A 26357-nucleotide genomic window follows, 5' to 3' on the forward strand; every position below is an offset into this window, starting at 1 on the left:
GTGGCGGAACGGTGGACGAGGCAACGGCGGGTGGATCACACCCGTGCGCTGCTGCTGGACGCCGCGGAGGAAGTGGTGGCCCGGCAGGGCTTCGGGGCCGCAGCGCTCGAGGTCATCGCCGATGCGGCCGGCTACACCCGAGGCGCGATCTACGCACACTTCGGCACCAAGGAAGAACTGTTCCTGGCCGTCATGGAACGCCAATTGCAGCGGTTCCTGGATGGTTTCACCGACATCGTCGAGGCGTTCCGGTCACTGGAGGAGATGGACGTCGACAGGCTGGCCGGGCGTTGGCGCGAGCTGACGATCGGCAATCCCGACAGGGCCGCGCTCGGATACGAGTTCACGCTCTTTCTGGTCCGCAACCCCGAGGCGCGGGTTCGGGTCGCCGAGCAGCGTCGCCGCACGGCTGACTCCCTGGCCGAGTACATCTCCGTCCACGTCGAGAAGATCGGTGGCCGACTCCGCATTTCGGCGCCGACCCTGGCGAGGATCCTGATCGCGACCTACGAGGGCATCACCCTCGGCGGCCACATCGACGGGGAGGATCTCGCCCGACCGTTCCTCGAGCTCGTGCTGGCCGACGTCCAGCCCGCGGAGTCGCCGGATTCCGAGCGCTGGGACTGACGAGGGCCGTCAGTCGGGCAGCTTGATCACCGACACGTACATCTCTACCATCGGCCGGTACAGGTCGACGGCGTCGAGCTGACTGCCCAGGACCACCGAGTCGCTGGTCGCGACCAGAGCCCGGGCGAACGTCGACGGCTCGATGAGCAGGGTCGCCCCGAGCTGACTCATTCCTTCGACGATGAATTCGGCGAGCTGATCCACCACTTCGGCGCGTTTGGCCTCGACCCGTTCGCGCGCTTCCGGGTTGCGCAGCAGGTACAGGGTGAACTCCAGCCCCAGCGCCGCATGCTCCGCGCCCCGGTCGATGCTGAGTTGGCGCCAGCGCTCGGCGATCTCGTCGAGTTCGTCGGCCCCCACCCGGCTTGCCGACGACATCACCTCGGCGAAATTGTCGAAATAGCGTCGCCAATAGCGGTCACTGACGGCGAGGAACAACTCCTCCTTGGTGTCGAAATGTTTGTAGATCGCACCCTTGGTGTAGCCGGCCGCCCGAGCGATGTCATCGAGAGTCGCAGGCGTGAAACCTTTTTCGGCGAAGACCTCTTCAGCGGCATCCAGAAGCACCGAACGCGTGTGCTCGAGCCTGCGTTCCCGCGTCCAGCGCTCCACCATGACGGAAGTCTGCCATAAGTTTCTCAGAACCCATTGAGTTCTTTGGATACCCGTCGGTATATTTCCAACGACCGCGCCGACGAGGCGCGCGCATCGAGGAGGCACCGTGAGCCAACCGTCGAAGAAGACCCCGCCGACGACCGAGTCGTTGAGCACGGTCGGCAGTCTCGAAGCCCCCGCGACACGACCCTCCCGGCGGATCAAGATCTGGGCGACGGCCGGCGGAGTGATCCTCGCCTTCCAGATCTATGTCTGGATCCGGTGGATCACGGGCCCGTACTTCGAGCGCGTGGATCCCGGGCCGACCGATCCGCCCACGTTCATGAAGGTCGCACTGATGCTCTGGCAGATCGGCTCGCCGGTGCTCTTCCCGGTGGCCATCTGGTGGTTCATCATCCGGCCGTGGCGACGTGAACGACGGATCACGTTGGACGGCATGATCATGGTCTCGACCGGACTGTTCTTCTTCCAGGACCCGCTGCTCAACTACATCAACACCTGGTGCACCTACAACGCGTGGGCGTTCAACATGGGTTCGTGGGCGCCCCATGTGCCGGGGTGGATGTCACCCGAGAAGCCGGGCGCCCAGGTCGCAGAACCGTTGGGAATCAACGTCTCCGGCTACGCCTACGGCGTCCTGCTGTGCACGATCCTCGGCTGCTGGGTGATGCGCAAGGCCCAGCAGCGGTGGCCGAACCTCGGCACCAAGGGTCTGATCGGCGTCGCGTTCGCGTTCGGGTTCGTGTTCGACTTCGTGATGGAAGGCCTGATCCTGATGCCGCTGGGGATGTACACGTTCCCCGGCGCGATCCAGGCCCTGTCGATCAACGCGGGCACCTACTACCAGTGGCCGATCTATGAGGGCCTGATGTGGGGCGGTGTGCAGGCCGCGCTGTGCTGCCTGCGGTTCTTCACCGACGACCGCGGACGCACCGTCGTCGAGCGCGGACTCGACAACGTCCGCGGCGGGTTCGCCAAGCAGCAGTTCGTCCGATTCCTGGCGATCTTCGCCGCCATCAGCGCGTCGTTCTTCACGTTCTACATCGTCCCGGCGCAGTTCATGGCGACGCACGCCGACCCGTGGCCCGAGGACGTGCAGAAGCGCTCGTACTTCACCTCCGGTCTCTGCGGTGACGGCACCGATCGGCCCTGCCCGGACCCCTCGCTGCCGATCCCGACGAAGCACTCCGGCTACATCAACACCGACGGCGACCTCGTGCTGCCCGACGGCGTGCAGATGCCCGCCGTCATCCCCCACGAACGGAGCGAATGAGTTGTCGGTCACCAACAGTTCCTCCGGCGTCCGATCTTCTTCGCGCGCACCGTTCTACCGCGCGGTCGGCGACGAGGTGGAGGTCTTCCGGGCCGCGGCCCGACGCGGGCTGCCGGTGCTGCTGAAAGGCCCCACCGGATGCGGTAAGACCCGGTTCGTCGAAGCCGTCGCCCACGAGCTCGGCCGCGATCTGATCACCGTCGCGGGCCACGAGGACATGACCTCGGCCGACCTGGTGGGCCGGTTCCTGCTCAAGGGCGGCGAGACGGTGTGGGTCGACGGTCCGCTGACACGTGCCGTGCGCACCGGCGCCCTCTGCTATCTGGACGAGATCGTCGAGGCCCGCCAGGACACCACGGTCGTCATCCACCCCCTCGCCGACCACCGCCGAGAGCTCCCTGTCGACCGGCTCGGCGTCACGGTGCCCGCCGCACCCGGTTTCCAGCTGGTCATCTCATACAACCCCGGCTATCAGAGCGTGCTCAAGAACATCAAAGAGTCGACGCGCCAACGGTTCATCGCGATAGAGCTCGATTTCCCGCCGCCGGACGCGGAGACCGAGATCGTCGCGCACGAGGCCGGCATCGACCCCGACACCGCGCGCGTCCTGGTCAGAATCGGCAACGCCATCCGCAACATCGACGGCTCGCCGTTGCGAGAGGTGTCCTCGACCCGCATGCTGATCCTCGCCGGCGGCCTCGTCGCCGAAGGCCTCGGGCTCCGCCGCGCCGTGCAGGCCGCGATCGTCGAGACGCTCTCCGACGACGGCGATGTCATCCGCGCACTCGGCGAACTGGTCGATGCGCTGCTGCCGGCGCCGTGACGACACCGGATCGCCATGACCTCGGGCAGTTGCGTCTCCTGGCCGGGTATCTCGCGGGCCGCGCCGTCGACGTCGCCGAAGCCCCTGCGGGGCAACCCTGTTTCACCGACGGACGAACGCTCTTCGTCTCCCGCGATGCGACGCTCGGGCAACACCGTCGCGAGGTCCTGATCCAGGGCGGGCTACTCGGCGCGGGCAGCCTCGACCCGAGTGTGGTCCGCCCGCTGCGGGCGCGCGCAGCGCTGGCACGGCGCTACCTCGCGGTCGAGGGCCACCGTGTGCTCGCACACCTTGCGGCGACACTGCCTCTCGCCGCGGATCTTCGCCCCGCCGACGGACCGTTGACCTCCTCGCCGGGCGAATCGCTCGACCTCGCGCGCACCCGGACCAGACTCGGCGATCCACCGGCGTGGTTCGGCGTCATCAAGCCGCTGCAGATCGCACCCGTCGCCGCTGCAGGGGGTACGGCACCGACGGCGCAGGACCTCCATTTCGAGGTCACCGCCGACATGCTCGACGACCGGGACCCCGACGACGAGGACGACGACGGCCCGGCGGAGGAGAGTTCGATTCTCAAGCTCTTCGACAACCCCCTGTTCAATTCCCAGGCCGTCGGTGACTTCCTGCGCAGACTGCTGGGTTCCTCGCCGGGCTCGCCGGGCAGCAGCTCCGGGGGTGCGGAACTGCGGGCGGGCGCCGCGCGCCGCGCCCGCTCTGTCGGTCCGGAGGCGCGCCCGGTACCCACCCGCATCCAGTTCACCGACGAGGCCGATCCCGCCGCGGCGGTCGGCATCGGGGGGACATTGCATCCGGAGTGGGACGTCCACAAACGGCGATACCGGCCGCAGTGGTGCCGGGTGATCGACTATCCGTTCACCGGCCGGGCCGAGGTCTCGGCCGGTGGCCTCGAGCGCGACGAGGTGTTGCGTCGCCGATTGGCCCGTGTCGGACTGGGTCCGAAAGTACTGCGCCGCAGGCCCGATGGCGATGAACTCGACATCGAGGCGCTGGTCGACATGGCGGTCGACCTCCGCTCGGGCAGTTCCCCGCCGGAGCACATCTACACCGAGCACCGCAAGATCGCGCGTAATCTCGGCGTCCTGATCCTGCTCGACGCTTCCGGCTCCGCCACCGACACCGATCCCGTCGGCCTGGCCGTGCACGACCATCAGCGCCGGGCCGCGGCGACCCTCGCGGTGACGCTGGAGGAACTCGGCGACCGGGTGGCGGTCTACGCGTTCTGGTCGCACGGACGCCGCGCGGTCCACCTGCCGGCGATCAAGACGTTCGGACAGCGCTTCGGCGCGCTCGCGCGGGCACGCCTGCACACGCTCCAGCCGTCCGGCTACACGAGGCTCGGCGCGGCCATCCGCGGCGCGGGCGAGATCCTGAAAGACGAGGCGGGCACGCCGAATCGGCTGCTGTTGGTGCTGTCCGACGGACATCCCTACGACGACGGCTATGAAGGACGCTACGCCGAGGCCGACGCCCGCAAGGCCCTCGAAGAACTGCGCGACGACGGCGTGGGGTGCCTGTGCCTGTCGCTGGGCACCGACACCGACAGCGAGGCACTGGAGCGCGTGTTCGGATCCGCCAGCCGTGCCCGCGGGACGACCCTCGCGGACCTGAGCCCGCGGATGGACGACCTCTTCCACGCCGCCTTACGCGAACTGGCCGTTGCGCGACCGGCCCCCGTATATGCTTCCGCCACGATCGCAAGTAGTTGATATAGAACCGACAGAGGTAACACCGTGGCGGTAATCACCGAGGCACACGCACCGAATCTCGCTCAACCCTGGGCGCCCCACCGGCTGCGGATCTACACCTGGACGGGGTTGTTCACCTTCGCGATGTTCCTGGCGGTGACCGTCGGGGTCGCGTCCGGCGTGGTCCCACCGAGTTTCACCACCGACGTCGTCGTGAACCTGATCTTCGGTATCCCCCTGATACTGCTGCCGTTCGTCATCCTGTGGAACGCCCCCGGCGAGAAGCGGACCCGACTCGACAAGGCGGCCGAACTGACCCTGTTCTACCTGCCCTACACCGCGGGCAGCCAGATCGGTTACGAGCTGATGTTCCTCATCGGCCATCCTCTCGGTTTCTGGGCGCCGACGACCGACCCGGGGTGGAAATGGCTGTGGTGGCAGTACGCGCTGGCCGACACCCGGTACGTCAGCGGCAACCCCTGGATCTTCGCCCTCGAGGTCGTCGGCGTCCTGACCGGCGTCACCGTGTTCGTGATGTGGACTCGCCTCGTTCGCACGGGCCTGCCGGACGAGGCACGCATCCGGTGCCTGTGGGTTACCTTCGCCGGGTGCGCCGTCCTGATGAGCAGCACCGCCGTGTACTTCCTGGCCGAAGTCGGCGCCGGTTTCAGCAACATCGGGCAGGGCTGGTGGGGACTGGGCTTCAAGTTCATCGGCGAGAACATCCCGTTCATCGTGTTGCCACCGCTGGTGCTCTACTCGATCCACCTCCAGATCGACTACCTGACCCGACGCGCCGGCCCGGTGGGCGCGACACGTTGAGCGCTGCGGTGCGCGGCGAGAAGATCCTGATCACCGGTGCCACCGGCAAGATCGCCTTTCCGATCGCGCGAGCCCTGGCGCCGCACAACGACGTGTGGGGTGCCGCCCGGCTTCGCGACCCGGCCGACCGGGACAGGCTGACCGCGGCGGGCGTGACGCCCGTGGCCCTGGATCTCGGCACCGGCGACTTCTCGCCATTGCCAGACGATTTCACCTATGTGTTCCACGCCGCGGTCGACCCGGGCCAGGGCGAGTGGAGCCGGGCGGTGGAAACCAACGCCCAGCGCTCCGGCGAGTTGCTTCATCACTGCCGCAGCGCCACAGGGTTCGTGCTCTGTTCGACCGGCTCCATCTACGGATACCAGCGGGGACGCCCGCTCACCGAAGACGACCCGCCCGGGGTTCCGCTGCGGGCCAACTACAGCTTCTCCAAGGTGGCCGCCGAAGCGGTGTGCACCTGGGCCTCCCGCCACTTCGACATCCCCCTGACCATCATCCGGATCTGCTCGACCTACGGTCCGGAAGGCGGCGCTGCGGCAGACGGCCTCGATGCGATCCTGGCGCGCAGACCGATTCGCCTGCACCCCGACCGTCCGAACAACTACAACCCGATCTATGAGGACGACTACGTCGAGCTCGGTATCCGCGCCATGGAGGTCGCCCGCACTCCGCCACTGGTGGTGAACTGGGCGGGCAGCGAGACGGTCAGTGTCGAGGAGTACTGCGCGTATCTGGGCGAACTCGTCGGTATCGAGCCCGTCTTCGAGTACACCGCCGATGCGCACACCCCGCTGTGGCCCGACGTGACCCGCATGCACGAGGTACTGGGCCGGACGAAAGTGCCGTGGCGCGAGGGTTTTCGGCGGATGACCGCGGCGCGCCACCCGGAGCTCACGCTGTCCGACACCTGCACGACGAGCTGAGGACACGATGGAATTACCGGGAACCCCGTCCGATGACGTCGACGGTGTGCTGGCGGCCGGCCGCGGAGACATCAGCACCGTGTTCGTGTCGATGGCCACCCGCCATCCCGACGGACGCGACGCCGACTACCTGCGATGGCACACGCTCGACCACCGGCCCGAACAGCATCGCCTCAGCACCGTACGGGCATCGCTGCGTCTGGTGTCGACCCCCGAATGCCGGGCCGCTCGATGGCGCGGGGCCGAACGGTTCGACGCCGTCGACCACGTCATGACCTATTTCTTCTCCGATCCCGCCGGCCTGAAGACCTTCAACGAGTTGTCGCTCGCGCTCGGCGATGCCGGCCGCAAGATGCGGCTGCTCCCCCCGGTCCAACGAGGCGTGTACACCGTCGGTGACAAGTCGGCGTCACCCCGGATCAAAGTGGGCGCCGACGTACTGCCCTGGTGGCCCGTACTCGGGGTGGTTCTGCTTCTCGAACGCGAAACCCACCGAAACGACGACCTTCTGGAGGTCGACGGGGTGGCCGGCGTATGGACGACGTCGACGTCGGTGACGCACGGAGCATTCGCCGACACACCGCAGGGACAGCACCTCACCTACTGTTTCCTCGACGACGATCCGGTCGTGACGGCGCGCCGGATGGACGCCGTTCTGCGCGACCGCTGGACCGACGGTGAACCGCTGCTGGCAGCGCCGTTCTATCCGGTTACACCGCACCAGTGGGACCGCCGTGTGCCGTAACGAAGGAGAGCCATGCGCATCGGCCTGATGGTCGGATCCGACAGGGAACGTGCCAGGCCCGACCGACTCGCAGGGCTGATCGAGGACGGCATCGCCGCCGAAACGGCGGGATTCAGCTCGTTCTGGTTCCCGCAGGTACCCGGCTACCTCGACGCGATGACGGCGGTCGCGTTGCTGGGTGCGTCGACGAGCTCCATCGAGATCGGCACCGCCGTCGTCCCGGTGCAGACGCGTCACCCGCTGATCCTGGCCCAACAGGCGCTGACGACGAACGCGGCGTGCGGCGGCCGTTTCGCCCTCGGCCTCGGACTGTCCCACGACTGGATCATCAACGGCCAGTTGGGACTTCCCTACCAGAGGCCCGTGCACACACTCCGTGATCACCTCGACGTGCTGGCCGCGGCGTTCGCCGGACCCGGTCAGGTCGATGTGGACAACGACACGTTCCACGTGCACAGCCCGGTCGACGTCGCCGACACCGCACCCGCGCTGCTGCTCGCCGCTCTCGGTCCGACCATGCTGCGGATCGCCGGCGAGCGCGCCGACGGCACCGTGCTGTGGATGGCCGACGAGCGTGCGATCGGCGAACACGTCGTCCCGCGCATCGGCGCTGCTGCACTGGGCGCAGGCCGACCGGCACCGCGCGTCGTCGCCGGCGTGCCGGTGGCGCTGTGCGAGCCGGCTGACGTCAATGACGCCCGCGCGCACGCGAGCGAGATCCTCGGGCATGCGCACCTGTCCCCCAATTACGTCGCGCTGCTTGAGCACGGTGACGCCGACGACGTCGGGGACACGATGGCTGCCGGCGACGAGAGCGCGGTGCTCACCAGGCTGCGGGCCTACCGCGATGCGGGAGTCACCGATCTGGCCGCGCGCGTCATCCCGCTCGGCGACACCCCCGCGCGACGACACCAATCACGCCGGCGCACTGCGGAATTCCTGGCATCCGTCGCGGCCGGGCTGTAGCACGGGCCGCCGTCAGCGTCGATGACCGCGGACCGAGGCGATGACGGCGCCGGCCACCGAGAGTCCGACGGCACAGGCGAACACGCCCAGGATCACGTGCCGGGGCGACCCTCCCGCACCGAATGCGAGCAGCTGCAGCACGCCGGCAGTGAGAGCGAGCGCGGCGAACGCCGCCGCCGCTGCGGTGAGCACGGATCGTGAGGGCACCTCCGCAACGGTACCCGTGCGCCACCTGCACCAGGATGTCCACAGATCCTAGTTAGACTCCGGTCAACTATTGTCGCCTTCTCGACAGCCTGCTATGTTCCGACACATGCCCGATGCGAAGACCCACGTAGCTGCTGACCGTGGTCAGCGCCGGGCGTCTTTTCAACGGGCCGGTTCCCGGGAGACCCAGCGGACGCTGATCCAGGCCGCGATGGCCCTGTGGCGCACCAAGGGGTACGCCGCCACGACCGTCGCCGACATCTGCACCGCCGCCGGGGTGTCAAAGGCGTTGTTCTACTTCTACTTTCCACGCAAAGAGGATGTGCTCTTCGAGGTGGGGGTGCTGTCGACGAAAGCGGCACACCGCCGGATCCATGCGCTACTCAAGAAACCGTACGAGATCGAATCCGTCATCGCCGGTGCGCTCATGGCATTCGAACAGTCCATGGCGCGCAACCCCAAGGACCTCGTCATCGAGACGATCCTCGAGGGCTACCGGCACGAACACCGCCTCATGGCCGGGGGCGGTCACCCCGACCCCGACGCCGACATGTTCACCGAGCTGTTCACTCGGGCCCGCGACGACGGCAAACTCCCGGCTTCCGTCGACCCCGTCCATCTCGCGTATCTGGCCCAGACGATGGTCAGCGAAGGCGCCAGGCACTGGGCGGCAGGCGCTTTCGGCGACCGCTCGTTCGCCGAGGTCGTGACCGGCGACATCTGCACCCTCGTCAACGGATACCGGCACACACCCTGATCACCCCCGGCAAGGAGGCCGCCATGTGGAGTTTCGAGACCGACCCCGAGTACCAGAAGGTGCTCGACTGGGCCGACGAGTTCGTGCGCGAGGAGGTCGAGCCGCTCGATCTTGCCTTCCCCCACCAGCAGTTCGTGCCGCTCGACGGTAAGCGGCGCGAGGCGATCGATCCGCTCAAGGAAGAGGTACGCCGGCGCGGCCTGTGGGCCACCCACCTCGGCGCCGATCTCGGCGGTCAGGGCTACGGTCAGCTGAAACTGGCTCTGCTCAACGAGATTCTCGGCCGCTCCCAGTGGGCGCCCATCATCTTCGGCTGCCAGGCCCCCGACACCGGCAACGCCGAGATCATCGCGCACTACGGAACCGAGGAACAGAAGCAGCGATATCTGCGCCCGTTGCTCGACGGTGAACTGTTCTCCTGTTATTCGATGACCGAGCCGCACGCCGGCGCCGATCCGACCATGTTCACCACCAGTGCGGTGCGCGACGGCGACGACTGGGTGATCAACGGCTGGAAGTTCTTCTCCTCCAACGCGGCCACCGCGTCGTTCCTGATCGTCATGGTGGTCACCAATCCCGACGTCAGCGCCTATCAGGGCATGTCGATGTTCCTCGTGCCGACCGACACCCCAGGTGTCACGATCGAACGCAATGTCGGCCTGTACGGCGAACGCGAGGGCGAGGGCTCGCACGCCCTGATCCACTACGACAACGTCCGGGTCCCGTCCGAGGCACTGCTCGGCGGTGAGGGGCAGGCGTTCGCGATCGCGCAGACCCGTCTCGGCGGCGGGCGAATCCACCACGCGATGCGCACGATCGGGTTGTCCCGCAAGGCCCTGGACATGATGTGCGAACGCGCGCTGAGCCGCGAGACCCAGGGCAGCAGACTCTCGGACAAGCAGTTCGTGCAGGGCTACATCGCCGACTCCTACGCCCAGCTGCTGCAGTTCCGGTTGATGGTGCTCTATACCGCGTGGGAGATCGACAAGTACAACGACTACAAGAAGGTCCGCAAGGACATCGCCGCGGTCAAGGTGGTGATGCCCACCGTGCTCCACGACATCGCGTGGCGGGCGATGCAGGTGCACGGAGCGCTCGGGGTGACCAACGAGGTGCCGTTCCTCGGGATGGTCACCGGCGCCGCGGTGATGGGCCTGGCCGACGGGCCCACCGAGGTGCACAAGACCACCGTCGCCAAGCAGGTACTGCGCGACCACCGGCCGGCCGAAGGGATGTGGCCTTCGGAGTGGATCCCGGCGAAACGGGAAGCCGCACAGGCGAAGTACGCGGACTTCATCGAGCATGAGGTCGGCAACCTGTGACCGAGGCTCTCGACACCGCACGCCTCGCCGACTGGATGGACAACTCCGGACTTCCCGGCACGGGTGAACCGTTGACCGCCCGCTTCCTGTCCGGCGGGACGCAGAACGTCATCTTCGAGATCCGGCGCGGTGAGCACCGGTGCGTGCTCCGCATGCCCCCGCCGGGCGCACCACCTGACCGCGACAAGGGGATCCTGCGGGAGTGGCGGATCATCGAGGCCCTCGACGGCACCGATGTTCCGCATACCGCGGCGGTCGGCGTGTGCGCCGACGCTTCGGTGCTGGGGCGGCCGTTCTACCTGATGGGCTACGTCGACGGCTGGTCCCCGATGGACACCCACGGGACGTGGCCCGAACCGTTCAACAGTGACCCGTCCACCCGGCCCGGCCTGAGTTACCAACTGGCCGAGGGTATTGCGCTGCTGTCCAAGGTGGACTGGCGCGCCCGGGGGCTGCACGACCTGGGTCGGCCCGACGGGTTCCACGAACGCCAGGTCGACCGGTGGATCGGCTTTCTCGACCGCATCAAGAACAGGGAACTGCCCGGCCTCGACATCGCCACCGCATGGTTGCGGGCGCACGAGCCGCTCGATTACATCCCCGGGCTGATGCACGGCGACTACCAGTTCGCCAACGTGATGTACCGCCACGGCGCACCGGCGCAGATGGCCGCCATCGTCGACTGGGAGATGGGCACCGTCGGCGACCCGAAGCTCGACCTGGGGTGGATGGTGCAGTCCTGGCCGGAGGACACCGAAAACCCGGCCCCGTCGGAGATGGGCTACGTCGACATGCGCGGGATGCCGTCGCGCGACGACGTGGTGGCCCACTACGCCGAGGTATCGGGCCGTCAGGTCGACGACCTCGACTACTACCTGGTGCTGGCGAAGTGGAAGCTGGCCATCGTCCTGGAGCAGGGTTTTCAGCGTGCCGGCGACGACGAGAAGCTGCTCGCTTTCGGACCGGTGGTGACCGAGCTGATGGCGTCGGCGGCAGACCTCGCCGAGTCCACCGACTACCGGGGCTGACACGGTCGTGCGGGCGGCGATGTGCCGGGAGTACGGTCCTCCCGAGGTGGTGCGAGTCGAAGAGTGTCCGGAGCCCGTCGCGGGTCCCGGACAGGTCGGGGTGCGGATCGCCGCCGCGGCGGTGAACTTTCCCGACGTACTGCTCGTGGCCGGCACCTACCAGATCAGCGTGCCGCCCCCGTTCGTCCCGGGAAGCGAGTTTGCGGGTGTGGTCGACGAGATCGGGCCGGGTACCGAGGGATTCACGATCGGTGACCGGGTGTCGGGCACGGCGATGTTCGGCGCGTTCGCCGAGCGGACGGTCGTCGACGCCGCGGCGGTGGCACCCCTCCCCGACGGTGTCGACGCACGCACGGCTGCGGCGTTCGGCGTCGCGTACCGGACCGCCTACCACACCCTGCGGTCGGTGGCCCGGGTGTCCGAGGGCGACGAACTCGTCGTGCTCGGAGCGGGCGGGGGCGTGGGCCTCGCGGCGGTGCAGCTCGGTGTCGCGCTCGGCGCGAACGTCACCGCCGTGGCGTCGTCGGCCGAGAAACTCGCGGCGGCAGCGGAATACGGCGCGGCCCATCTGGTCGACCACACGAGCGACGACCTGCGGGCGGCGCTGCGGACCGCGGTGCCGGACGGCGCCGATGTCGTGATCGACCCGGTCGGCGGCCCGCTCAGCGAGCCGGCTCTGCGCTCACTGGGACGAGGTGGACGCTTCGTGACCGTCGGGTTCGCGTCCGGCGAGATCCCACGGATTCCGCTGAACCTCGTCCTTCTCAAAGGAGTTCGGGTGTTGGGGTTCCAGTTCCAGGACGTGCCCGGCGATGAGTTCGTCCGCAACGAGCAGGAACTGCGCGCACTGTTGAGCACACGACGCGTGACACCCCATGTGGGAGCGGTGTATCCGCTCGACGAGATCGCGACGGCATTGCGTCACGTCGGCGAGGGCCGCGCGATCGGCAAGGTCCTGATCGACGTCCCTGCGTGAGCGTCAGCTGGCCGGTACGAGGTCCGCGGCCACCGACGCCATCATGCCGCAGCAGAACGTCTCGATCGGTGCCACGCCTTCCGCCCCGGCATGAGCTGCCGCGAGCGCCTGGCCCTTGAATGCGCGCGCGGCGGCGCTCAGACGGTGCTGAACAGAGTCCAGGCTGCTGTCCAGTTCGGGCAGCGGCGTCCCCCACAGCGTCACCTCGGTGGCGCCCTGGTCGAGCGCGCCCATGACGCCGCGGCGCACCCGGTCGTCACAGCCGAAGAGGTCGGCCGCCACGGCGACGGTCTGCGGATGGGGACGCTGCTCCCAGGACGCCAGCACCGACTCCAGGTCCAGCGTGTCCGCGCCGAGGATCTGCAACGGCCGGACGTCCTCGTCCCGGCCGACGAGCACCGTGACATCCCACCCGGCCATCACCCGGTCGTAGATCCAGCCGCCGGCGAACCGCACCGCGTCCAGCACGGTCGGCGAGACGACGTCGAGTCGGTACCTCATGTCGGGTTGGTCCGCGGCGCCAGATCGCGGGCCAGCGACTCTGCGTATCCCTTGTAGACCTCGGTCAGCGGGATTGAAGGATCGAGCAACCATTGGATCTCCATTCCGTTGATGAAGGCGAGAATCTCCGTGGCCTTGTGGGCCGCGTCGAAGTCGTTGCGGTACAGCCCTTTTTCCTGACCCCGGATGATGAGGTCCTTGATGATGCCGGCCGCCGCGCGATACCGCTTGTGCAGCCGGTCGTGCAGCGGCGCGTCGGGAGAGATGTTCTCGGCGAGCAGCACCATATAGGTGCCGACCAGCTCAGGGGCCCTCTCGAAGCGCTTCGGCACTCGGCTGAGTTCGGCGATCAGATCACCGGAACGGTCGGCGTGCTCGTCGTCGTCCAAATCTCGCGCGTCCAGCACGGCGTTGAGGAGTTGCTCCTTGGACTCGAAGTGGTGCAGCAATCCGGCCGGGGTGACACCGGCTTCCTTGGCGATCTGGGCCAGGGACGTAGTGCGCCAGCCGTTACGCGCCAGCAACCGCTCGGCCACCGCGAGGATCCGCTGTCTGCGGTCCTCGCCTTTGGCGAACAGCGCCGCATAAGGCCGTCTGGGTGCTTCCAGATCGGGCCCGGCGGGATCGGGGGCTGACACTCGTCTCCTCGGGGGGCTGAACCAACCTAGTGAACACACAGTAGGTAGGTTTGGCCGCTGTGACAAGGGTCTCAACGAAATCGGGTTTGGACCACAGTCACATCGGTAGCTGATCCCAGGTCAGGACGTCGGTCAGGCCGAGAAAGCTACAGACCGAGCGACTTGGCGATCATCACTTTCATGACCTCACTGGTGCCGGCGTAGATCCGGGCCACGCGGGCGTCGGTGTAGAGCCGGGCGATCGGATACTCCATCATGTAGCCGTATCCGCCGAAGAGCTGCAGGCAACGATCGACCACCCGCTGCTGCATCTCGGTGCAGAACAGTTTCGTGCGCGCCGCGTCGGCACCCGAGAGCTCACCCTCGACATGCAGCGAGACAGCGCGGTCCAGCATCGCCTGGGCCGCCTCCACCTCCGTCGAACACGCGGCGAGTTCGAACTTGGTGTTCTGAAACGAGGCCACCGGCGTACCGAACGCCTTGCGGTTGCGGGTGTAGTCGATCGCCGCAGCGATCGCCGAGCGAGCCTGGGCCACCGACCCGACGGCGACGGTCAGGCGTTCCTGGGCGAGATTGTGGCCCAGGTAGCCGAACGCCTCGTCGACCTCGCCGAGCACGTTGGCGGCCGGCACCCGGACGTCGACGAACGACAGCTCCGCGGTGTCCTGCACCTTGCAGCCCATCTTCTCCAGTTCCCGACCGCGGGTGAAGCCCTCCATACCGTCCTCCACGACGAGCAGCGTGAGGCCCTTGCGGCGATTGTCCGGATCGGTGGAGGTGCGGGCCACGACGATGACCAGATCGGCCTGCATGCCGCCGGTGATGAACGTCTTGGCGCCGTTGACGATGTAGTCCGCGTCAGGCCCTGAACCGTCGCGCACCGCGGTGGTCCGCATACCGGCGAGATCGGAGCCGGTACCAGGCTCGGTCATCGCGATCGCGGTCAGCAGCGTGCCCGACGCCAGGCCGGGGAACCACCGTTCCCGCTGTTCGGCGTTCGCGTAGTGCAGGAAGTAGGGCAGGATCACCTCGAGCTGGGTGCGCACCGTGGACAGGGTGACCAGCGCACGGGCGGCCTCCTCCTGCAGCACGACGTTGTAGCGGTAGTCGGGCTGTCCCCCGCCGCCGTACTCCTCCGGGATCGCCACGCCGAGGATGCCGAGGGAGCCCATCTGCTCGAATACCGGCCTCGGCATCCGGCCGCCCTTCTCCCAGTCGGGATAGTGCGGGACGACCTCCTTTTCGACGAAGTCGCGGGCGAGCTCGCGAAAGGCCTCGTGGTCTTCGGTGAACAGGTCTCTGCGCACGGTGTCCCCTACTTGACGAGCTCGACGAGGGTCGCGTTGGCGGTCCCGCCGCCTTCGCACATGGTCTGCAGGCCGTAGCGAATCCCGTTGTCGCGCATGTGATGGATCATCCGCGTCATCAGCACGGCGCCGGAGGCCCCGAGGGGATGGCCGAGGGCGATCGCCCCGCCGAGAGGATTGAGCTTGGCCTCGTCGGCTCCGGTGTCCGCCAGCCAGGCCAGCGGGACGGGCGCGAACGCCTCGTTCACCTCGTAGACGCCGACCTCGTCGAGCGTCACACCCGCCTTGTGGAGGACCTTCGCCGTGGCCGGGATCGGGCCTGTCAGCATCAGTTTCGGGTCCGCGCCGGTGACCGCGCCCGCGCGGTACCGCACCAATGGCGTCAGGCCGAGATTGACCGCGTTCTCCGCCGTCATGACGAGCAGCGCCGCGGCGCCGTCGGAGATCTGCGACGAGTTGCCGGCATGGATCACCCCGTCCTCGGTGAACGCCGGTTTGAGTCCCGACAGCTTCTCCACCGTCGTGCCCCGCCGGATCCCCTCGTCGTCGGTGACCACACTTCCCCCTGAATTGCTCCTCGCGTCCGCAGCGTCGGTGAAGACCGGCACGATCTGATCTTTGAAGGCGCCCGCGTCCTGGGCGGCGGCCGCCCGTTCGTGCGACTGCGCGGAGTACTCATCGAGCCGGGTCCGCGACAGTCCCCACTGCGCAGAGATCATCTCGGCGGAGATGCCCTGGTTGAACGAGAAGTCGTCATACCGCGCAAGAACTTTCGGCCCGTACGGCATGCCGGTGCTGCGCGCCGAGCCCAGCGGCACCCGGCTCATCACCTCGACTCCCCCGGCGACCACGACATCCTGCTGCCCCGACATCACCGCCTGCACGGCGAAGTCGAGGGCCTGCTGGCTGGAGCCGCACGCCCGGTTCACCGTGGTGCCCGGAATGTGTTCGGGCCAGCCCGCGGCCAGCACCGCGTACCGGCCGATGTTGCTCGACTGGTCGCCCACCTGCGAGACGCAGCCCCACACCACGTCGTCGACGAGATCCGGGTCGACGCCGGTGCGGTTTATCACCTCGTTGAGCACGAGCGCCGACAGATCGGCCGCATGCTGTTCGGACAGACCACCGTTACGTTTGCCGACCGGTGTGCGCACTGCGCCGACGATGACGGTCTCCCGCATTACCTCTGCTCCTCAGGTTGTTCGTACAGGGCCCAGGCCCCGCTGAATTCAGGATCCCGTTTGGCCGCGAACGCCGCATAGGCCTCGGCCGAATCCGCCGTCGCGAAGTTGCCCGGCTGTGCACGCGCCTCGTTGGCCAGCGCCTCCCGCAGCGTCGCGGTGGCGCCGTCGTTGAGCAGTGCCTTGCTCTGCGCCAGCGCGAACGGGGGTCCCGCCGCGAGCCGGTCGGCGAGGTCGTCGACGAAACCGTCGATCTCGGTGGCCGGTTTGACCCACGTCACCAGTCCGAGTCCGTGCGCCTCGTCGGCGTCGATCATGTCGGCCAGCAGCACCAGCCGTTTGGCCTGTTGCAGTCCGACGATCTTGGGCAACAGCCATGACCCTCCGAGATCGACCGACAACCCGCGCTTCGAGAAGATCTGGCAGAAGCGCGATTCCGGGGTCGCGACGACCAGATCGCAGCCCAGCGCGAGGTTCCATCCCGCGCCGACGGCGATGCCGGTGACCTTCGCGATCGTCGGGATGGCCAGCTCGTGCAGGGCCAGCGCGACGTCGGTCAGACGGTCCAGTTTGTACCGGGGGTGGATCTGCTCGCCGGTACCGATGTCGGCACCGGAGCAGAACGCACCGCCGGCGCCGGTGAGCACGAGCGCGCGCACATCCGGTTCCCGCTTAAGTGCGCGCAGCGCGTCGGCGAGCTCGACCCACAGCCGCGCGTCCAGCGCGTTGCGGCGGTGTGGCCGGTTCAGCGTCAGCGTGCGCACGCCGTCGCGGTCCGACGACAGCAGGACCTCGGTGTCAGCCACGATAGGCCGGTCCGATCGCTCCCTCTGCCCGCAACTGAGCCAGTTCCCCTGCGCTGACTCCGAATTCGGTCAGCACGGCGTCGGTGTGTTCTCCCAGCCCGGGGATGGCTCCCATCGGCTGCTCGAAATCGCTGATCACCGGCGGCGGGCGCAATGCCTGGATGTCCCCCTTCGGGGTCGCGACCGTCCGCCACCGGTCCCGGGCGACCAGGTGCGGATGCGCGATCACTTCACTGGGCAGGTTGTAGCGGGAGTTCCCGATCCCCGCCCTGTCGGCTTTGTCCTGGATGTCGGCGAGGTCGTGGCGGGCGCACCAGGCGCCGATCGCCTCCTCCAGCACGTCGCGGTGTGCGCAGCGGCCGGGGTTGGTCGCGAATCTCGGATCGTCGGCGAGGTCGGGACGGTCGATGATCTCGCGCGCGACGCGCTGCCACTCGCGGTCGTTGGTCGTTCCGAGCACGACGGTCTGACCGTCGCGGGTCGGGAACGCCCCGTACGGAGCGACGGCCGGTGACCCGACGCCCAGAGGTTCCTGGTCGATCCCCGAATGCTGGGTGTAGGTCAGCGCATAACCCATGACGTCGGTCATCACGTCGAACAGACTCAATTCCACGTGCGGCGCCGGACCGGGCTCCGGCCGCGTCGCGCGGCCGTACAGCAGCGAGACGATGGACATGGCCGCGTACAGACCCGAGGTGAAATCGGCGACGGCCGGACCCGGCTTGGCGGGCATGCCGGGGTAACCGGTGACCGCGCAGGATCCCGACTCTGCCTGCACGAGCAGGTCGTAGGCACGTTTGTGCGAGATCGGTCCGCCGGGCCCGTACCCGTCGATCTCGACCGGGATGACGTGGGGATGACGCTCAGCGAGGTCAGCGGGCGCCAGGCCGAGCCGGGCCGTCGCCCCGGGCGCCAGATTGGACACGAACGCATCGGCGCGATCGAGCAGACGGTGCAACACCTCCAGCCCCGCAGCCGATTTCGTGTTGAGCGTGACCGATTCCTTGCCCCGGTTGGACCACACGAAGTGTGCGGCCAGCCCGCCGGGACCGTTGACGACGTCGTCGTACGCGCGCGCGAAGTCCCCGCCGTTGGGATTCTCGACCTTGATGATGCGGGCACCGAAGTCCGCGAGCACCCTGGTGCACATCGGGGCGGCGACCGCCTGTTCCATGGCGACGACGGTGACGCCCGCCAGCGGCGCGGCGCCGGGTGTTGGTCCTGTCACGTGATCAGATAACCATGCCGCCGCGTCATCAGTAGCTCCTGGGCAGTCCGAGGACGTGCTCGCCCAGGAAGTTCAGGATCATCTCCTGGCTGACCGGCGCGATCTTCATCAGGCGGGACTCCCGGAAGTACCGCGACACGTGGTACTCCTCGGAATACCCCATACCGCCGTGCAATTGCAGCGCACGGTCCGCCGCCCCGAAGCCGGCGTCGGCGCAGAGATACTTCGCGGTATTCGCCTCGCGCCCACAGGGTTTGCCGTTGTCGTAGAGCCAGGTCGCTTTACGCAGCACCAACTCGGCGGCGTCGAGGCGGGCCAGCGAATCGGCCAGTGGGAACTGCAGGCCCTGGTTCATGCCGATGGGCCGGTTGAACACCACGCGCTCGTTGCCGTACTTGACTGCCTTCTCCAGCGCGACCCGGCCGATGCCGAGCGCTTCGGCGGCGATCAGCATCCGTTCGGGGTTCAGTCCGTCGAGGATGTACTTGAAGCCCTGGCCCTCCTCGCCGACGCGATGTTCGACGGGAACCATCAGGTCGTCGATGAAGAGTTCGTTGGAGCTGACGGCGTTGCGGCCCATCTTCCTGATCGGCCGGATGTCGACGTGGTCGCGGTCCAGATCGGTCAGGAACAGCGTCATGCCGTCGGTCTTCTTGGCACCGCGCTGCTTCAGGTCCTCAGGGGTCTCGGTGCGGGTCAGCAGCAGGATCTTCTCGGATTCCAGCGCTTTGGAGATCCAGACCTTGCGCCCGTTGACCCGGTAGCGGTCGCCCTCGCGCTTGGCGAACGTGGTGATGCGCGAAGTGTCCAGGCCCGCACCGGGTTCGGTGACCCCGAAACAGACGTGCAGGTCGCCGTCGACGATCCGGGGCAAGGTGGCGGCCTTGAGGTCGTCGGAGCCGTGCTTGACCACCGGCTGCATCCCGAAGATCGACAGGTGGATGGCGCTGGCGCCGTTCATCGCCGCCCCGGAGCGGGACACCTCCTCCAGCAGCAGGGTGGCTTCGGTGATCCCGAGACCGTGGCCGCCGTACTCCTCGGGGATGGTCATGCCGAGCCAGCCGCCCTTGGAGATCGCGTCGTAGAACTCCTGCGGAAACTCGTGGTTCTGGTCCTTTTCCATCCAGTAGTGATCGTCGAACTTGCTGCACAAATCGGCGACCGACTTACGGATCAGTTCCTGGTCCTCGGTCAGCTCAAAACTCATGCCCGGCATCGCCATTACTCCTCGGGTCGCTCACGGCCGAAATTGCATTCCGGCAGGTCCTCACTCGGACTTTCCCTGCTGGAATGCAATTTCGGCGAAGGGGTGTTCGCTCTCAGTCGGTGTTGCCGCTCATTTCCTTGGCGCGCGCCGCGAAGTCGGCGAATGTGGCACCGGTCTTCTCTTTGTTCGACAGCGCTTGGATGGAGACGTCGTGGCCTTCGGCGGCCTTGCGCAGCGCGCCGACGGTGGCCTGCTCCTTGGCGATGTGGGTGAACGGGTCCCAGTGGTACCACCGCATCGCGTTCTCGTAGGTCATCTTGTTGATCTCGGCGTCGGGCACGTTGTTGGCCTTGAGGACCTCGTCGAGCTGCTCGGGGGCACCCGGCCACATCGAATCGCTGTGCGGGTAGTCGGCCTCCCAGCAGATGTTGTCCACGCCGATCTGGTGACGCGTGGCCACACCCACCGGGTCGGCGATGAAACACGTCAGGAAATGGTCCCGGAACACCTCGCTGGGCAGCTTGCCCTTGAAGTCCTGACCGGTCCAGGTCGAGTGCATTTCGTAGGTACGGTCGACGCGCTCGAGGAAGTACGGGATCCACCCGGTGCCGCCCTCGGACAGGGCGATCTTGAGATCGGGATACTCCTTGATCGGCCGCGACCACAACAGATCTGCGGCGGCCTGCACGATATTCATCGGCTGCAGCGTGATCATCACGTCCATCGGCGCATCGGGCGCGGTGATGGCCAACCGACCCGACGATCCGATGTGCACGTTGAGCACGGTGTCCGTGTCGACCAGCGCGTCCCACATCGGCTTCCAGTGGTCGAAGTCGTGGAAGCTCGGATACCCCATCGCCGACGGGTTCTCCGAGAACGTCAGCGAGTGCACGCCACGCGCGGCATTGCGGCGGATCTCCTTCGCGCACGCCTCGGGATCCCAGATCACCGGAAGCGTCATCGGGATGAACCGCGCAGGGTAGGCGCCGCACCACTCCTCGACGTGCCAGTCGTTGTAGGCCTGCACGAGCGCCAGCGAGAACTCCGGATCCTCGGTCGCGAACAACCGGCCCGCGAAGCCCGGGAAGGACGGGAAGCACATCGAGCCCAGAATGCCGCCGGCGTTCATATCCTTGACCCGCTCGTCGACCTGCCAGCATCCCGGCCGGATCTCGTCGAGGCCCTGGGGCTCCAGCCCGTACTCCTCTTTCGGCCGGCCGGCGACCGCGTTCAGCGCGACGTTGGGGATCACCACGTCACGGAACTGCCAGGTGTCCGACCCGTCCTCGTTGTGCACCAGCCGCGGCGCCTCGTCCAGATACTTCTTGGACAGGTGGTTCTTGAACATGTCCGGCGGCTCGACGATGTGATCGTCCACGCTGATCAGAATCATGTCGTTCTTGTCCATGCGACGACGCTCCTCTCGGTCACGCCTCGATGTACCGCAACGGCGTGAATTCGGGCTGTAGTTCTCCTACTGAGGAAACTATCTTCTCCAGGAGTGAGAATCAATGTCCGTCATCGACGACGGCGCAGGCTGAAGGGCAGAACAAGGCCGTGGCACCTCACACCGGAACTCAGATGGCTGACCTGCATCGTTGACGAGGCGGCCAAAAAGTGGAAATCTATTGTCGAAATATGAGAACCTGATTCTCATGAGCGAGAGGAGTCCATCGGTGCGAGTGGCACCCCTGCCCGCGGACCAGTGGGATGAGTCCGTGGACAAGGCTCTCTCCGGACTGATGCCCGCCGAGATGCGCAACCCGGAGATCGCCGGCAACCTCGTCGCAACCCTGGTGCGGCACCCGAAGCTCGCACGCGGATTCCTTCGGTTCAACTTTCAGTTGCTCTACAACTCGACACTGCCGGATCGGCTGCGCGAACTGGCGGTGCTTCGGATCGCGCACGTGACCAAGTGCGAGTACGAATGGCTCCACCACGTCGAAATGGCACGCGAAGCGGGCCTGTCCGATGACGTCATCGACGGCATCACCCGGGGGACGGCCTCCGACGGGCTCGACCGCGCCGTCCTGGCCGCCGTCGACGAACTACAGAACGACTCCGTCGTATCGGATGCGACATGGACAGCGTTGTCCGACCACCTCGACGAGCGCCAGCTGATGGACCTCGTCTTCACAATCGGCTGCTATGGCGCACTTGCCATGGCCATCAACACTTTCGGCGTAGAACCCGACCAGGAAAGGTAGCCACCGTGGCATTTTTCAAGAAACCGGATGTTGGCAGCTGGACCGAGAATTGGCCCGAGCTCGGCACAGCCCCCGTCAACTACGAGGACTCCATCGACCCCGAACAATGGAAGCTGGAGCAGCAAGCCATTTTTCGCAAGACCTGGCTGCAGATGGGCCGCATCGAGCTGATCCCCAAGAAGGGCAGCTACATCACCCGTGAGCTCCCGTCGGTAGGACCGGGCACCTCGATCGTCATCGTCAACGACGGCGAGCAGATCCGGGCGTTCTACAACCTGTGCCGCCACCGCGGGAACAAGTTGGTGTGGAACGACTACCCCGGCGAGGAAACTTCCGGAACCTGCCGCCAGTTCGTCTGCAAGTACCACGCCTGGCGATACGACCTGAAAGGCGATCTGACGTTCGTCCAGCAGGAGCAGGAGTTCTTCGATCTCGACAAGCAGGATTACCCGCTCAAGCCGGTGCGCTGCGAAGTGTGGGAGGGCTTCATCTTCGTCAACTTCGACGACGACGCGGTCTCGCTGGAGGAGTACCTGGGCGAATTCGGACAGGGCCTCAAGGGTTACCCGTTCCACGAGATGACCGAGCATTACAGCTACCGCGCCGAGATCAAGTCGAACTGGAAACTGTTCATCGACGCGTTCGTCGAGTTCTACCACGCGCCGATTCTGCACATGAAGCAGGCGGAGAAGGAGGAGGCCGAGAAGCTTGCCAAGTTCGGCTTCGAGGCGCTGCACTACGACATCAAGGGCGATCACTCGATGATCTCGTCTTGGGGTGGCATGAGCCCGCCCAAGGACCTCAACATGGTCAAGCCCATCGAGCGCATCCTGCACAGCGGCCTGTTCGGCCCGTGGGACCGCCCCGATATCAAGGGCATCCTGCCCGACGAGCTACCGCCGGCGATCAACCCCGGCCGCCACAAGACCTGGGGCCAGGACTCATTCGAGTTCTTCCCGAACTTCACCCTGCTGTTCTGGGTGCCGGGTTGGTACCTCACCTACAACTACTGGCCGACCGGGGTGGACACCCACATCTTCGAGGCCGACCTGTACTTCGTGCCGCCGAAAAACCTGCGCGAGCGTCTCTCCCAGGAACTGGCTGCGGTCACGTTCAAGGAGTACGCGTTCCAGGACGCCAATACCCTGGAGGCCACCCAGACCCAGATCGGTACCCGCGCCGTCCTGGACTTCCCGCTGTGCGATCAGGAAGTGCTCCTGCGCCACCTGCATCACACCGCCCACAAGTACGTGGACCGTTACAAGGCCGAACTCGAAGCCAAGTCCAACGGTTCATCCAACGGCGCCACCACATCGAGCACGACGGCCACAAAGAAGGATGAGGTAAATGCCTAAGCTCCCAGAGGAATTCGCCGACCTGGAGCGGTTCAGCGACTGGTGCCTGCCCACCGAGGAAGAGCGCTACCAGAAGCGGCTGAACTCCACGATGGACGAGATGCAGGAACTCTACGACGCGGGCATGGCTCGCCTCGAGGACATCATGGTCTACGTCGACGCCCGATTCCCGCTCAAGAGCATGCCGGACGATGCCAAGGCCCTCGTGCATCTGGGACAATCCATCGTCATGGTGAGCTTTCCGATCGAAGTGTGGAAGCAGCCGCGCGTGCTCGACAGCGGTGCGGCCTACATCAACCTGATCAAGGAGCCGGTGGTCTAGTGCCTCTGACGACCCTCAAGGCTGCGGGTCTGCTTGACGTCGATGCCGGGGAGATCATTCGCCCCGGCATCGTCCACGTCGACGGCGATCGCATAGTCGGCCTCGGTGGCGATCCCCCGCCCGACGCGGAGGTGATCGACCTCGGGGATGCGATCCTGCTTCCCGGCCTGATGGACATGGAGGTCAACCTCCTGATGGGCGGACGTGGCGAGACGCCGGGTCTGTCTCAGGTGCAGGACGATCCGGCGACCCGGGTGCTCCGGGCCGTCGGTAACGCCCGACGGACCCTGCGCGCCGGATTCACCACGGTGCGCAACCTCGGCCTGTTCGTCAAGACAGGCGGGTACCTGCTCGACGTCGCCCTGGGCAAGGCGATCGCCGCCGGGTGGATCGACGGGCCGCGGGTCATTCCGGCCGGGCATGCGATCACCCCGACCGGCGGTCACCTCGATCCGACGATGTTCGCCGCGTTCATGCCCGGCGTGCTGGAGTTGACGATCGAGGAGGGCATCGCCAACGGGGTCGACGAGATCCGCAAGGCGGTGCGCTACCAGATCAAGCACGGCGCCGAACTGATCAAGGTGTGCTGCTCGGGCGGCGTGATGTCGCTGACCGGAGAGGCCGGCGCGCAACACTATTCGGACGAGGAACTGCGGGTGATCGTCGACGAGGCGCACCGTCGCGGACTCCGCGTCGCAGCGCACACGCACGGCGCCGAGGCGGTCAAGCACGCGATCGACTGCGGCATCGACTGCATCGAACACGGATTCCTGATGGACGACGAGGCCATCCAGATGCTGGTCGACAACGACCGGTTCCTGGTCTCGACCCGGCGGCTCGCCGAGTACATGGATGTCTCCAAGGCGCCGAAAGAGTTGCAGGCCAAGGCCGCTGAGATGTTCCCGAAGGCGCGGACGTCGATCAAGGCGGCCTACGAGGCGGGCGTGAAGATCGCGGTCGGCACGGACGCCCCGGCGATCCCGCACGGCAAGAACGCCGATGAGCTCGTCACCCTGGTCGACTGGGGCATGCCCGAGGCCGCGGTGCTGCGCGCTGCCACGGTCGTCGCCGCCGACCTGATCAACCGGTCGGACTCACTCGGACGCCTCGCCGAGGGGTACATCGCCGACATCATCGCGGTGCCCGGTGACCCCCTCGCCGACATCAGCGTTACACAGGCTGTCAACTTTGTAATGAAGGACGGTAAGGTCTTCAAGAATGACGTCACGCACTGAGGATCTCGTCGAGATCCAGCAACTCCTCGCGAAGTACGCCGTCACGATCACCCAGGGCGATCTGGACGGACTCATCTCGGTGTTCACCCCGGACGGCACGTACAGCGCATTCGGTTCGACGTACACGCTCGCGCGGTTCCCCGAGCTCGTGGATGCCGCTCCGAAGGGGTTGTTCATGACCGGCACATCGCTGGTCACCCTCGACGCCGACGATCCGGACAAGGCGACCGGGACCCAGCCGCTGTGTTTCATCGAGCATTCCAAGCACGACATGCGCATCGGGTACTACAACGACACCTACGTGCGCACCGAGGACGGGTGGCGGTTGCGCACCCGCGCGATGACGTTCATCCGGCGATCCGGCGAACACGACTCCGGGCGTCCACACGCGATCGGGAGGCCTGACGGCGATGTCGCCGCCGGGGCGGCTCCGGGAGCCCGATGACAAACGACCTCTACGAACCCGCGAATTTCCGCACCGCACTGCGGGACTGGCTCGATGAGAACGACCTCAGCCCCGGCGACGACCATTCGCTGCAGGGCCACATCCGGCAATTCGCCCGGGTGCAGCGGGCCCTGTACGACGCGGGCTGGAGTCGCTACGGCTGGCCGGAGCATGCGGGTGGTCTCGGCGGACCGGCGATCCTGCGCGCCATCGTCGGCGAAGAGGTCGTGGGCCGGAGGCTGGCGGAGCCGGGACCGTATTCGATGCTCGAGGTGCTGGCCCCGACGATGATCGACTACGCCAATCCCGAACTGGCGGCCGAGATGGTGCCGAAGCTGCTCAGCGGCGAAGAGCAGTGGTGCCAAGGGTTTTCCGAGCCCGGCTCGGGCAGCGACCTGGCGTCGCTGACCACGCGCGCGGTTCTCAAGCCCGATTCCGGGGGCGGCACCTATGTGATCAACGGGCAGAAGGTGTGGACCAGCTTCGCGCAGTTCTCGCACCGGTGCGTCCTGCTGACCCGGACCGGCGATGCGGACACGCCCAACCATCAGGCGATCACCGCGTTCTTCGTCGACCTCGACACCCCGGGCATCTCCGTGCGCCCGCTGCGCACCATGCACGATGTCGACGAGTTCTGTGAGGTGTACTTCGACGACGTCGAGGTCGACGCGTCGCGCATGCTCGGCAAGCCCGGCGACGGCTGGCAGCTGGCGATGGACCTGTTGCCCTACGAACGCTCCACCTGCTTCTGGCAGCGCATCGCGTACCTGTACTCCCGATTCGACTCTCTGGTCGACGAAGTCAAACGCCAAGGCCAGTCCATCGACTCGGACATGGGCGAGGTATACCTCGCGTTGCACACTCTGCGCTGCCGGTCACGGGCGACCCAGCACCGGCTCGCCGAGGGGCACAAACTCGGACCGGACACCTCGATCGACAAGGTGTTGCTGGCGGGTGCGGAGCAGCGGCTCTACGACACGGTCCGGGACCTGCTGCCCGGAGCCATCGAACTCGACGACACCCCGTGGCGTACCGAGTACCTGTACTCGCGCGCGGCCACGATCTACGGCGGCACCGCCGAGGTCCAGCGCAACATCATCGCCCGCCGCCTGCTCGACCTCGGGAAGGAGTGACC

General features: G+C 66.8%; 28 protein-coding genes. 18 read left to right on the plus strand and 10 right to left on the minus strand.

The window, feature by feature from the left end; translation table 11 throughout:
• Positions 1-627: a TetR/AcrR family transcriptional regulator gene (locus DYE23_RS19665; RefSeq protein WP_115327951.1), complete on the plus strand. Its 627-nt coding sequence runs from the start codon at positions 1-3 to the stop codon at positions 625-627.
• A gap of 9 nt (positions 628-636) precedes the next feature.
• Here DYE23_RS19665 and DYE23_RS19670 read toward each other — a convergent pair whose 3' ends face one another.
• Positions 637-1242 carry a TetR/AcrR family transcriptional regulator gene (locus DYE23_RS19670; protein ID WP_011893340.1) on the minus strand — a complete coding sequence of 202 codons (606 nt, stop codon included), beginning with the start codon at positions 1240-1242 and terminating at the stop codon, positions 637-639.
• A gap of 106 nt (positions 1243-1348) precedes the next feature.
• Here DYE23_RS19670 and DYE23_RS19675 point away from each other — a divergent pair, with 106 nt between their 5' ends.
• Genes DYE23_RS19675 through DYE23_RS19705 form a run of 7 tightly spaced genes read left to right on the plus strand, consistent with a single transcriptional unit; the run spans position 1349 to position 8500 of the window.
• On the plus strand, positions 1349-2515 hold the full coding sequence (locus DYE23_RS19675) for a spirocyclase AveC family protein (protein ID WP_115327952.1): 1167 nt from the start codon (positions 1349-1351) through the stop codon (positions 2513-2515).
• A gap of 1 nt (position 2516) precedes the next feature.
• On the plus strand, positions 2517-3338 hold the full coding sequence (locus DYE23_RS19680) for a CbbQ/NirQ/NorQ/GpvN family protein (protein ID WP_011893338.1): 822 nt from the start codon (positions 2517-2519) through the stop codon (positions 3336-3338).
• Positions 3335-5065 (plus strand): nitric oxide reductase activation protein NorD, encoded by a 1731-nt coding sequence (locus DYE23_RS19685; RefSeq protein ID WP_115327953.1) that lies wholly within the window; start codon positions 3335-3337, stop codon positions 5063-5065. Before DYE23_RS19680 ends, DYE23_RS19685 begins: the two co-directional genes overlap by 4 nt.
• A gap of 24 nt (positions 5066-5089) precedes the next feature.
• Complete coding sequence (locus DYE23_RS19690) at positions 5090-5866, plus strand: emopamil-binding protein (RefSeq protein WP_115327954.1); 777 nt, start codon at positions 5090-5092, stop codon at positions 5864-5866.
• The gene (locus DYE23_RS19695) at positions 5863-6789 is read left to right on the plus strand and encodes an NAD-dependent epimerase/dehydratase family protein (RefSeq protein ID WP_115327955.1); all 927 of its coding nucleotides are present in this window, start codon (positions 5863-5865) and stop codon (positions 6787-6789) included. Before DYE23_RS19690 ends, DYE23_RS19695 begins: the two co-directional genes overlap by 4 nt.
• 7 nt (positions 6790-6796) lie before the next feature.
• Positions 6797-7534 carry a hypothetical protein gene (locus DYE23_RS19700; protein WP_115327956.1) on the plus strand — a complete coding sequence of 246 codons (738 nt, stop codon included), beginning with the start codon at positions 6797-6799 and terminating at the stop codon, positions 7532-7534.
• Between the two features lie 12 nt (positions 7535-7546).
• Entirely contained in the window at positions 7547-8500 is a 954-nt protein-coding gene (locus DYE23_RS19705; RefSeq protein ID WP_115327957.1) for a TIGR03564 family F420-dependent LLM class oxidoreductase, read from the plus strand.
• Positions 8501-8512: 12 nt separating this feature from the next.
• Here the strand turns inward: DYE23_RS19705 and DYE23_RS19710 are convergent, their stop codons facing one another.
• Positions 8513-8707 carry a hypothetical protein gene (locus DYE23_RS19710; protein WP_235660461.1) on the minus strand — a complete coding sequence of 65 codons (195 nt, stop codon included), beginning with the start codon at positions 8705-8707 and terminating at the stop codon, positions 8513-8515.
• A gap of 106 nt (positions 8708-8813) precedes the next feature.
• Between DYE23_RS19710 and DYE23_RS19715 the strand changes: the two genes are divergently transcribed.
• From DYE23_RS19715 to DYE23_RS19730, 4 genes are read left to right on the plus strand one after another with little or no spacing between them, the layout of a single operon-like run.
• Positions 8814-9464, plus strand: a complete 651-nt coding sequence (locus DYE23_RS19715) for a TetR/AcrR family transcriptional regulator (protein ID WP_115327959.1) — start codon at positions 8814-8816, stop codon at positions 9462-9464.
• A 23-nt stretch (positions 9465-9487) separates the two neighbouring features.
• The gene (locus tag DYE23_RS19720) at positions 9488-10786 is read left to right on the plus strand and encodes an acyl-CoA dehydrogenase family protein (protein WP_011893331.1); all 1299 of its coding nucleotides are present in this window, start codon (positions 9488-9490) and stop codon (positions 10784-10786) included.
• 35 nt (positions 10787-10821) lie between these two features.
• Positions 10822-11814, plus strand: coding sequence for a phosphotransferase family protein (locus DYE23_RS19725; protein WP_115329041.1), 993 nt, complete (start codon positions 10822-10824; stop codon positions 11812-11814).
• Positions 11815-11821: 7 nt separating this feature from the next.
• Positions 11822-12790: an NADPH:quinone oxidoreductase family protein gene (locus tag DYE23_RS19730; RefSeq protein WP_115327960.1), complete on the plus strand. Its 969-nt coding sequence runs from the start codon at positions 11822-11824 to the stop codon at positions 12788-12790.
• A gap of 3 nt (positions 12791-12793) precedes the next feature.
• Here the strand turns inward: DYE23_RS19730 and DYE23_RS19735 are convergent, their stop codons facing one another.
• The 8 genes from DYE23_RS19735 to DYE23_RS19770 form a co-directional block, all read right to left on the minus strand.
• Positions 12794-13291 carry a hypothetical protein gene (locus tag DYE23_RS19735; RefSeq protein ID WP_115327961.1) on the minus strand — a complete coding sequence of 166 codons (498 nt, stop codon included), beginning with the start codon at positions 13289-13291 and terminating at the stop codon, positions 12794-12796.
• Positions 13288-13929, minus strand: coding sequence for a TetR/AcrR family transcriptional regulator (locus tag DYE23_RS19740; RefSeq protein ID WP_115327962.1), 642 nt, complete (start codon positions 13927-13929; stop codon positions 13288-13290). Before DYE23_RS19740 ends, DYE23_RS19735 begins: the two co-directional genes overlap by 4 nt.
• A gap of 146 nt (positions 13930-14075) precedes the next feature.
• Complete coding sequence (locus tag DYE23_RS19745; protein ID WP_011893326.1) at positions 14076-15236, minus strand: acyl-CoA dehydrogenase family protein; 1161 nt, start codon at positions 15234-15236, stop codon at positions 14076-14078.
• 8 nt (positions 15237-15244) lie between these two features.
• On the minus strand, positions 15245-16417 hold the full coding sequence (locus tag DYE23_RS19750; protein ID WP_115327963.1) for a thiolase family protein: 1173 nt from the start codon (positions 16415-16417) through the stop codon (positions 15245-15247).
• Positions 16417-17223: an enoyl-CoA hydratase/isomerase family protein gene (locus DYE23_RS19755; RefSeq protein WP_115327964.1), complete on the minus strand. Its 807-nt coding sequence runs from the start codon at positions 17221-17223 to the stop codon at positions 16417-16419. Before DYE23_RS19755 ends, DYE23_RS19750 begins: the two co-directional genes overlap by 1 nt.
• Positions 17216-18451: a CaiB/BaiF CoA transferase family protein gene (locus DYE23_RS19760; protein WP_115327965.1), complete on the minus strand. Its 1236-nt coding sequence runs from the start codon at positions 18449-18451 to the stop codon at positions 17216-17218. The genes DYE23_RS19755 and DYE23_RS19760 overlap by 8 nt, the downstream gene beginning before the upstream one ends.
• Before the next feature lie 28 nt (positions 18452-18479).
• The gene (locus tag DYE23_RS19765; RefSeq protein WP_115329042.1) at positions 18480-19658 is read right to left on the minus strand and encodes an acyl-CoA dehydrogenase family protein; all 1179 of its coding nucleotides are present in this window, start codon (positions 19656-19658) and stop codon (positions 18480-18482) included.
• Positions 19659-19770: 112 nt separating this feature from the next.
• On the minus strand, positions 19771-21066 hold the full coding sequence (locus DYE23_RS19770; protein ID WP_115327966.1) for an amidohydrolase family protein: 1296 nt from the start codon (positions 21064-21066) through the stop codon (positions 19771-19773).
• 268 nt (positions 21067-21334) lie between these two features.
• On the opposite strand from DYE23_RS19770, the gene DYE23_RS19775 reads away from it, so the two are divergent.
• The 6 genes from DYE23_RS19775 to DYE23_RS19800 are packed head-to-tail and all read left to right on the plus strand — an operon-like array spanning position 21335 to position 26355.
• On the plus strand, positions 21335-21865 hold the full coding sequence (locus DYE23_RS19775; RefSeq protein WP_115329043.1) for a carboxymuconolactone decarboxylase family protein: 531 nt from the start codon (positions 21335-21337) through the stop codon (positions 21863-21865).
• Positions 21866-21870: 5 nt separating this feature from the next.
• Positions 21871-23220 carry an aromatic ring-hydroxylating oxygenase subunit alpha gene (locus DYE23_RS19780; RefSeq protein WP_115327967.1) on the plus strand — a complete coding sequence of 450 codons (1350 nt, stop codon included), beginning with the start codon at positions 21871-21873 and terminating at the stop codon, positions 23218-23220.
• Complete coding sequence (locus DYE23_RS19785; RefSeq protein WP_115327968.1) at positions 23213-23542, plus strand: hypothetical protein; 330 nt, start codon at positions 23213-23215, stop codon at positions 23540-23542. The genes DYE23_RS19780 and DYE23_RS19785 overlap by 8 nt, the downstream gene beginning before the upstream one ends.
• Positions 23543-23547: 5 nt before the next feature.
• Positions 23548-24777 carry a metal-dependent hydrolase family protein gene (locus DYE23_RS19790; RefSeq protein ID WP_115329044.1) on the plus strand — a complete coding sequence of 410 codons (1230 nt, stop codon included), beginning with the start codon at positions 23548-23550 and terminating at the stop codon, positions 24775-24777.
• Positions 24761-25222, plus strand: coding sequence for a nuclear transport factor 2 family protein (locus tag DYE23_RS19795; RefSeq protein ID WP_011893316.1), 462 nt, complete (start codon positions 24761-24763; stop codon positions 25220-25222). Before DYE23_RS19790 ends, DYE23_RS19795 begins: the two co-directional genes overlap by 17 nt.
• Positions 25219-26355: an acyl-CoA dehydrogenase family protein gene (locus DYE23_RS19800; protein ID WP_115327969.1), complete on the plus strand. Its 1137-nt coding sequence runs from the start codon at positions 25219-25221 to the stop codon at positions 26353-26355. The genes DYE23_RS19795 and DYE23_RS19800 overlap by 4 nt, the downstream gene beginning before the upstream one ends.
• Positions 26356-26357 lie beyond the last annotated feature (2 nt).

It is taken from the genome of Mycolicibacterium gilvum, from assembly GCF_900454025.1.
Classification (GTDB): Bacteria; Actinomycetota; Actinomycetes; order Mycobacteriales; family Mycobacteriaceae; genus Mycobacterium; species Mycobacterium gilvum.

Coding starts and splice junctions, on each gene's coding strand:
- DYE23_RS19670 (WP_011893340.1), bottom strand. CDS start 1,242: ATGGTGGAGCGCTGGACGCGGGAACGCAGGCTCGAGCACACGCGTTCG.
- DYE23_RS19700 (WP_115327956.1), top strand. CDS start 6,797: ATGGAATTACCGGGAACCCCGTCCGATGACGTCGACGGTGTGCTGGCG.
- DYE23_RS19705 (WP_115327957.1), top strand. CDS start 7,547: ATGCGCATCGGCCTGATGGTCGGATCCGACAGGGAACGTGCCAGGCCC.
- DYE23_RS19715 (WP_115327959.1), top strand. CDS start 8,814: ATGCCCGATGCGAAGACCCACGTAGCTGCTGACCGTGGTCAGCGCCGG.
- DYE23_RS19720 (WP_011893331.1), top strand. CDS start 9,488: ATGTGGAGTTTCGAGACCGACCCCGAGTACCAGAAGGTGCTCGACTGG.
- DYE23_RS19725 (WP_115329041.1), top strand. CDS start 10,822: ATGGACAACTCCGGACTTCCCGGCACGGGTGAACCGTTGACCGCCCGC.
- DYE23_RS19735 (WP_115327961.1), bottom strand. CDS start 13,291: ATGAGGTACCGACTCGACGTCGTCTCGCCGACCGTGCTGGACGCGGTG.
- DYE23_RS19750 (WP_115327963.1), bottom strand. CDS start 16,417: ATGCGGGAGACCGTCATCGTCGGCGCAGTGCGCACACCGGTCGGCAAA.
- DYE23_RS19765 (WP_115329042.1), bottom strand. CDS start 19,658: ATGAGTTTTGAGCTGACCGAGGACCAGGAACTGATCCGTAAGTCGGTC.
- DYE23_RS19770 (WP_115327966.1), bottom strand. CDS start 21,066: ATGGACAAGAACGACATGATTCTGATCAGCGTGGACGATCACATCGTC.
- DYE23_RS19785 (WP_115327968.1), top strand. CDS start 23,213: ATGCCTAAGCTCCCAGAGGAATTCGCCGACCTGGAGCGGTTCAGCGAC.
- DYE23_RS19795 (WP_011893316.1), top strand. CDS start 24,761: ATGACGTCACGCACTGAGGATCTCGTCGAGATCCAGCAACTCCTCGCG.
- DYE23_RS19800 (WP_115327969.1), top strand. CDS start 25,219: ATGACAAACGACCTCTACGAACCCGCGAATTTCCGCACCGCACTGCGG.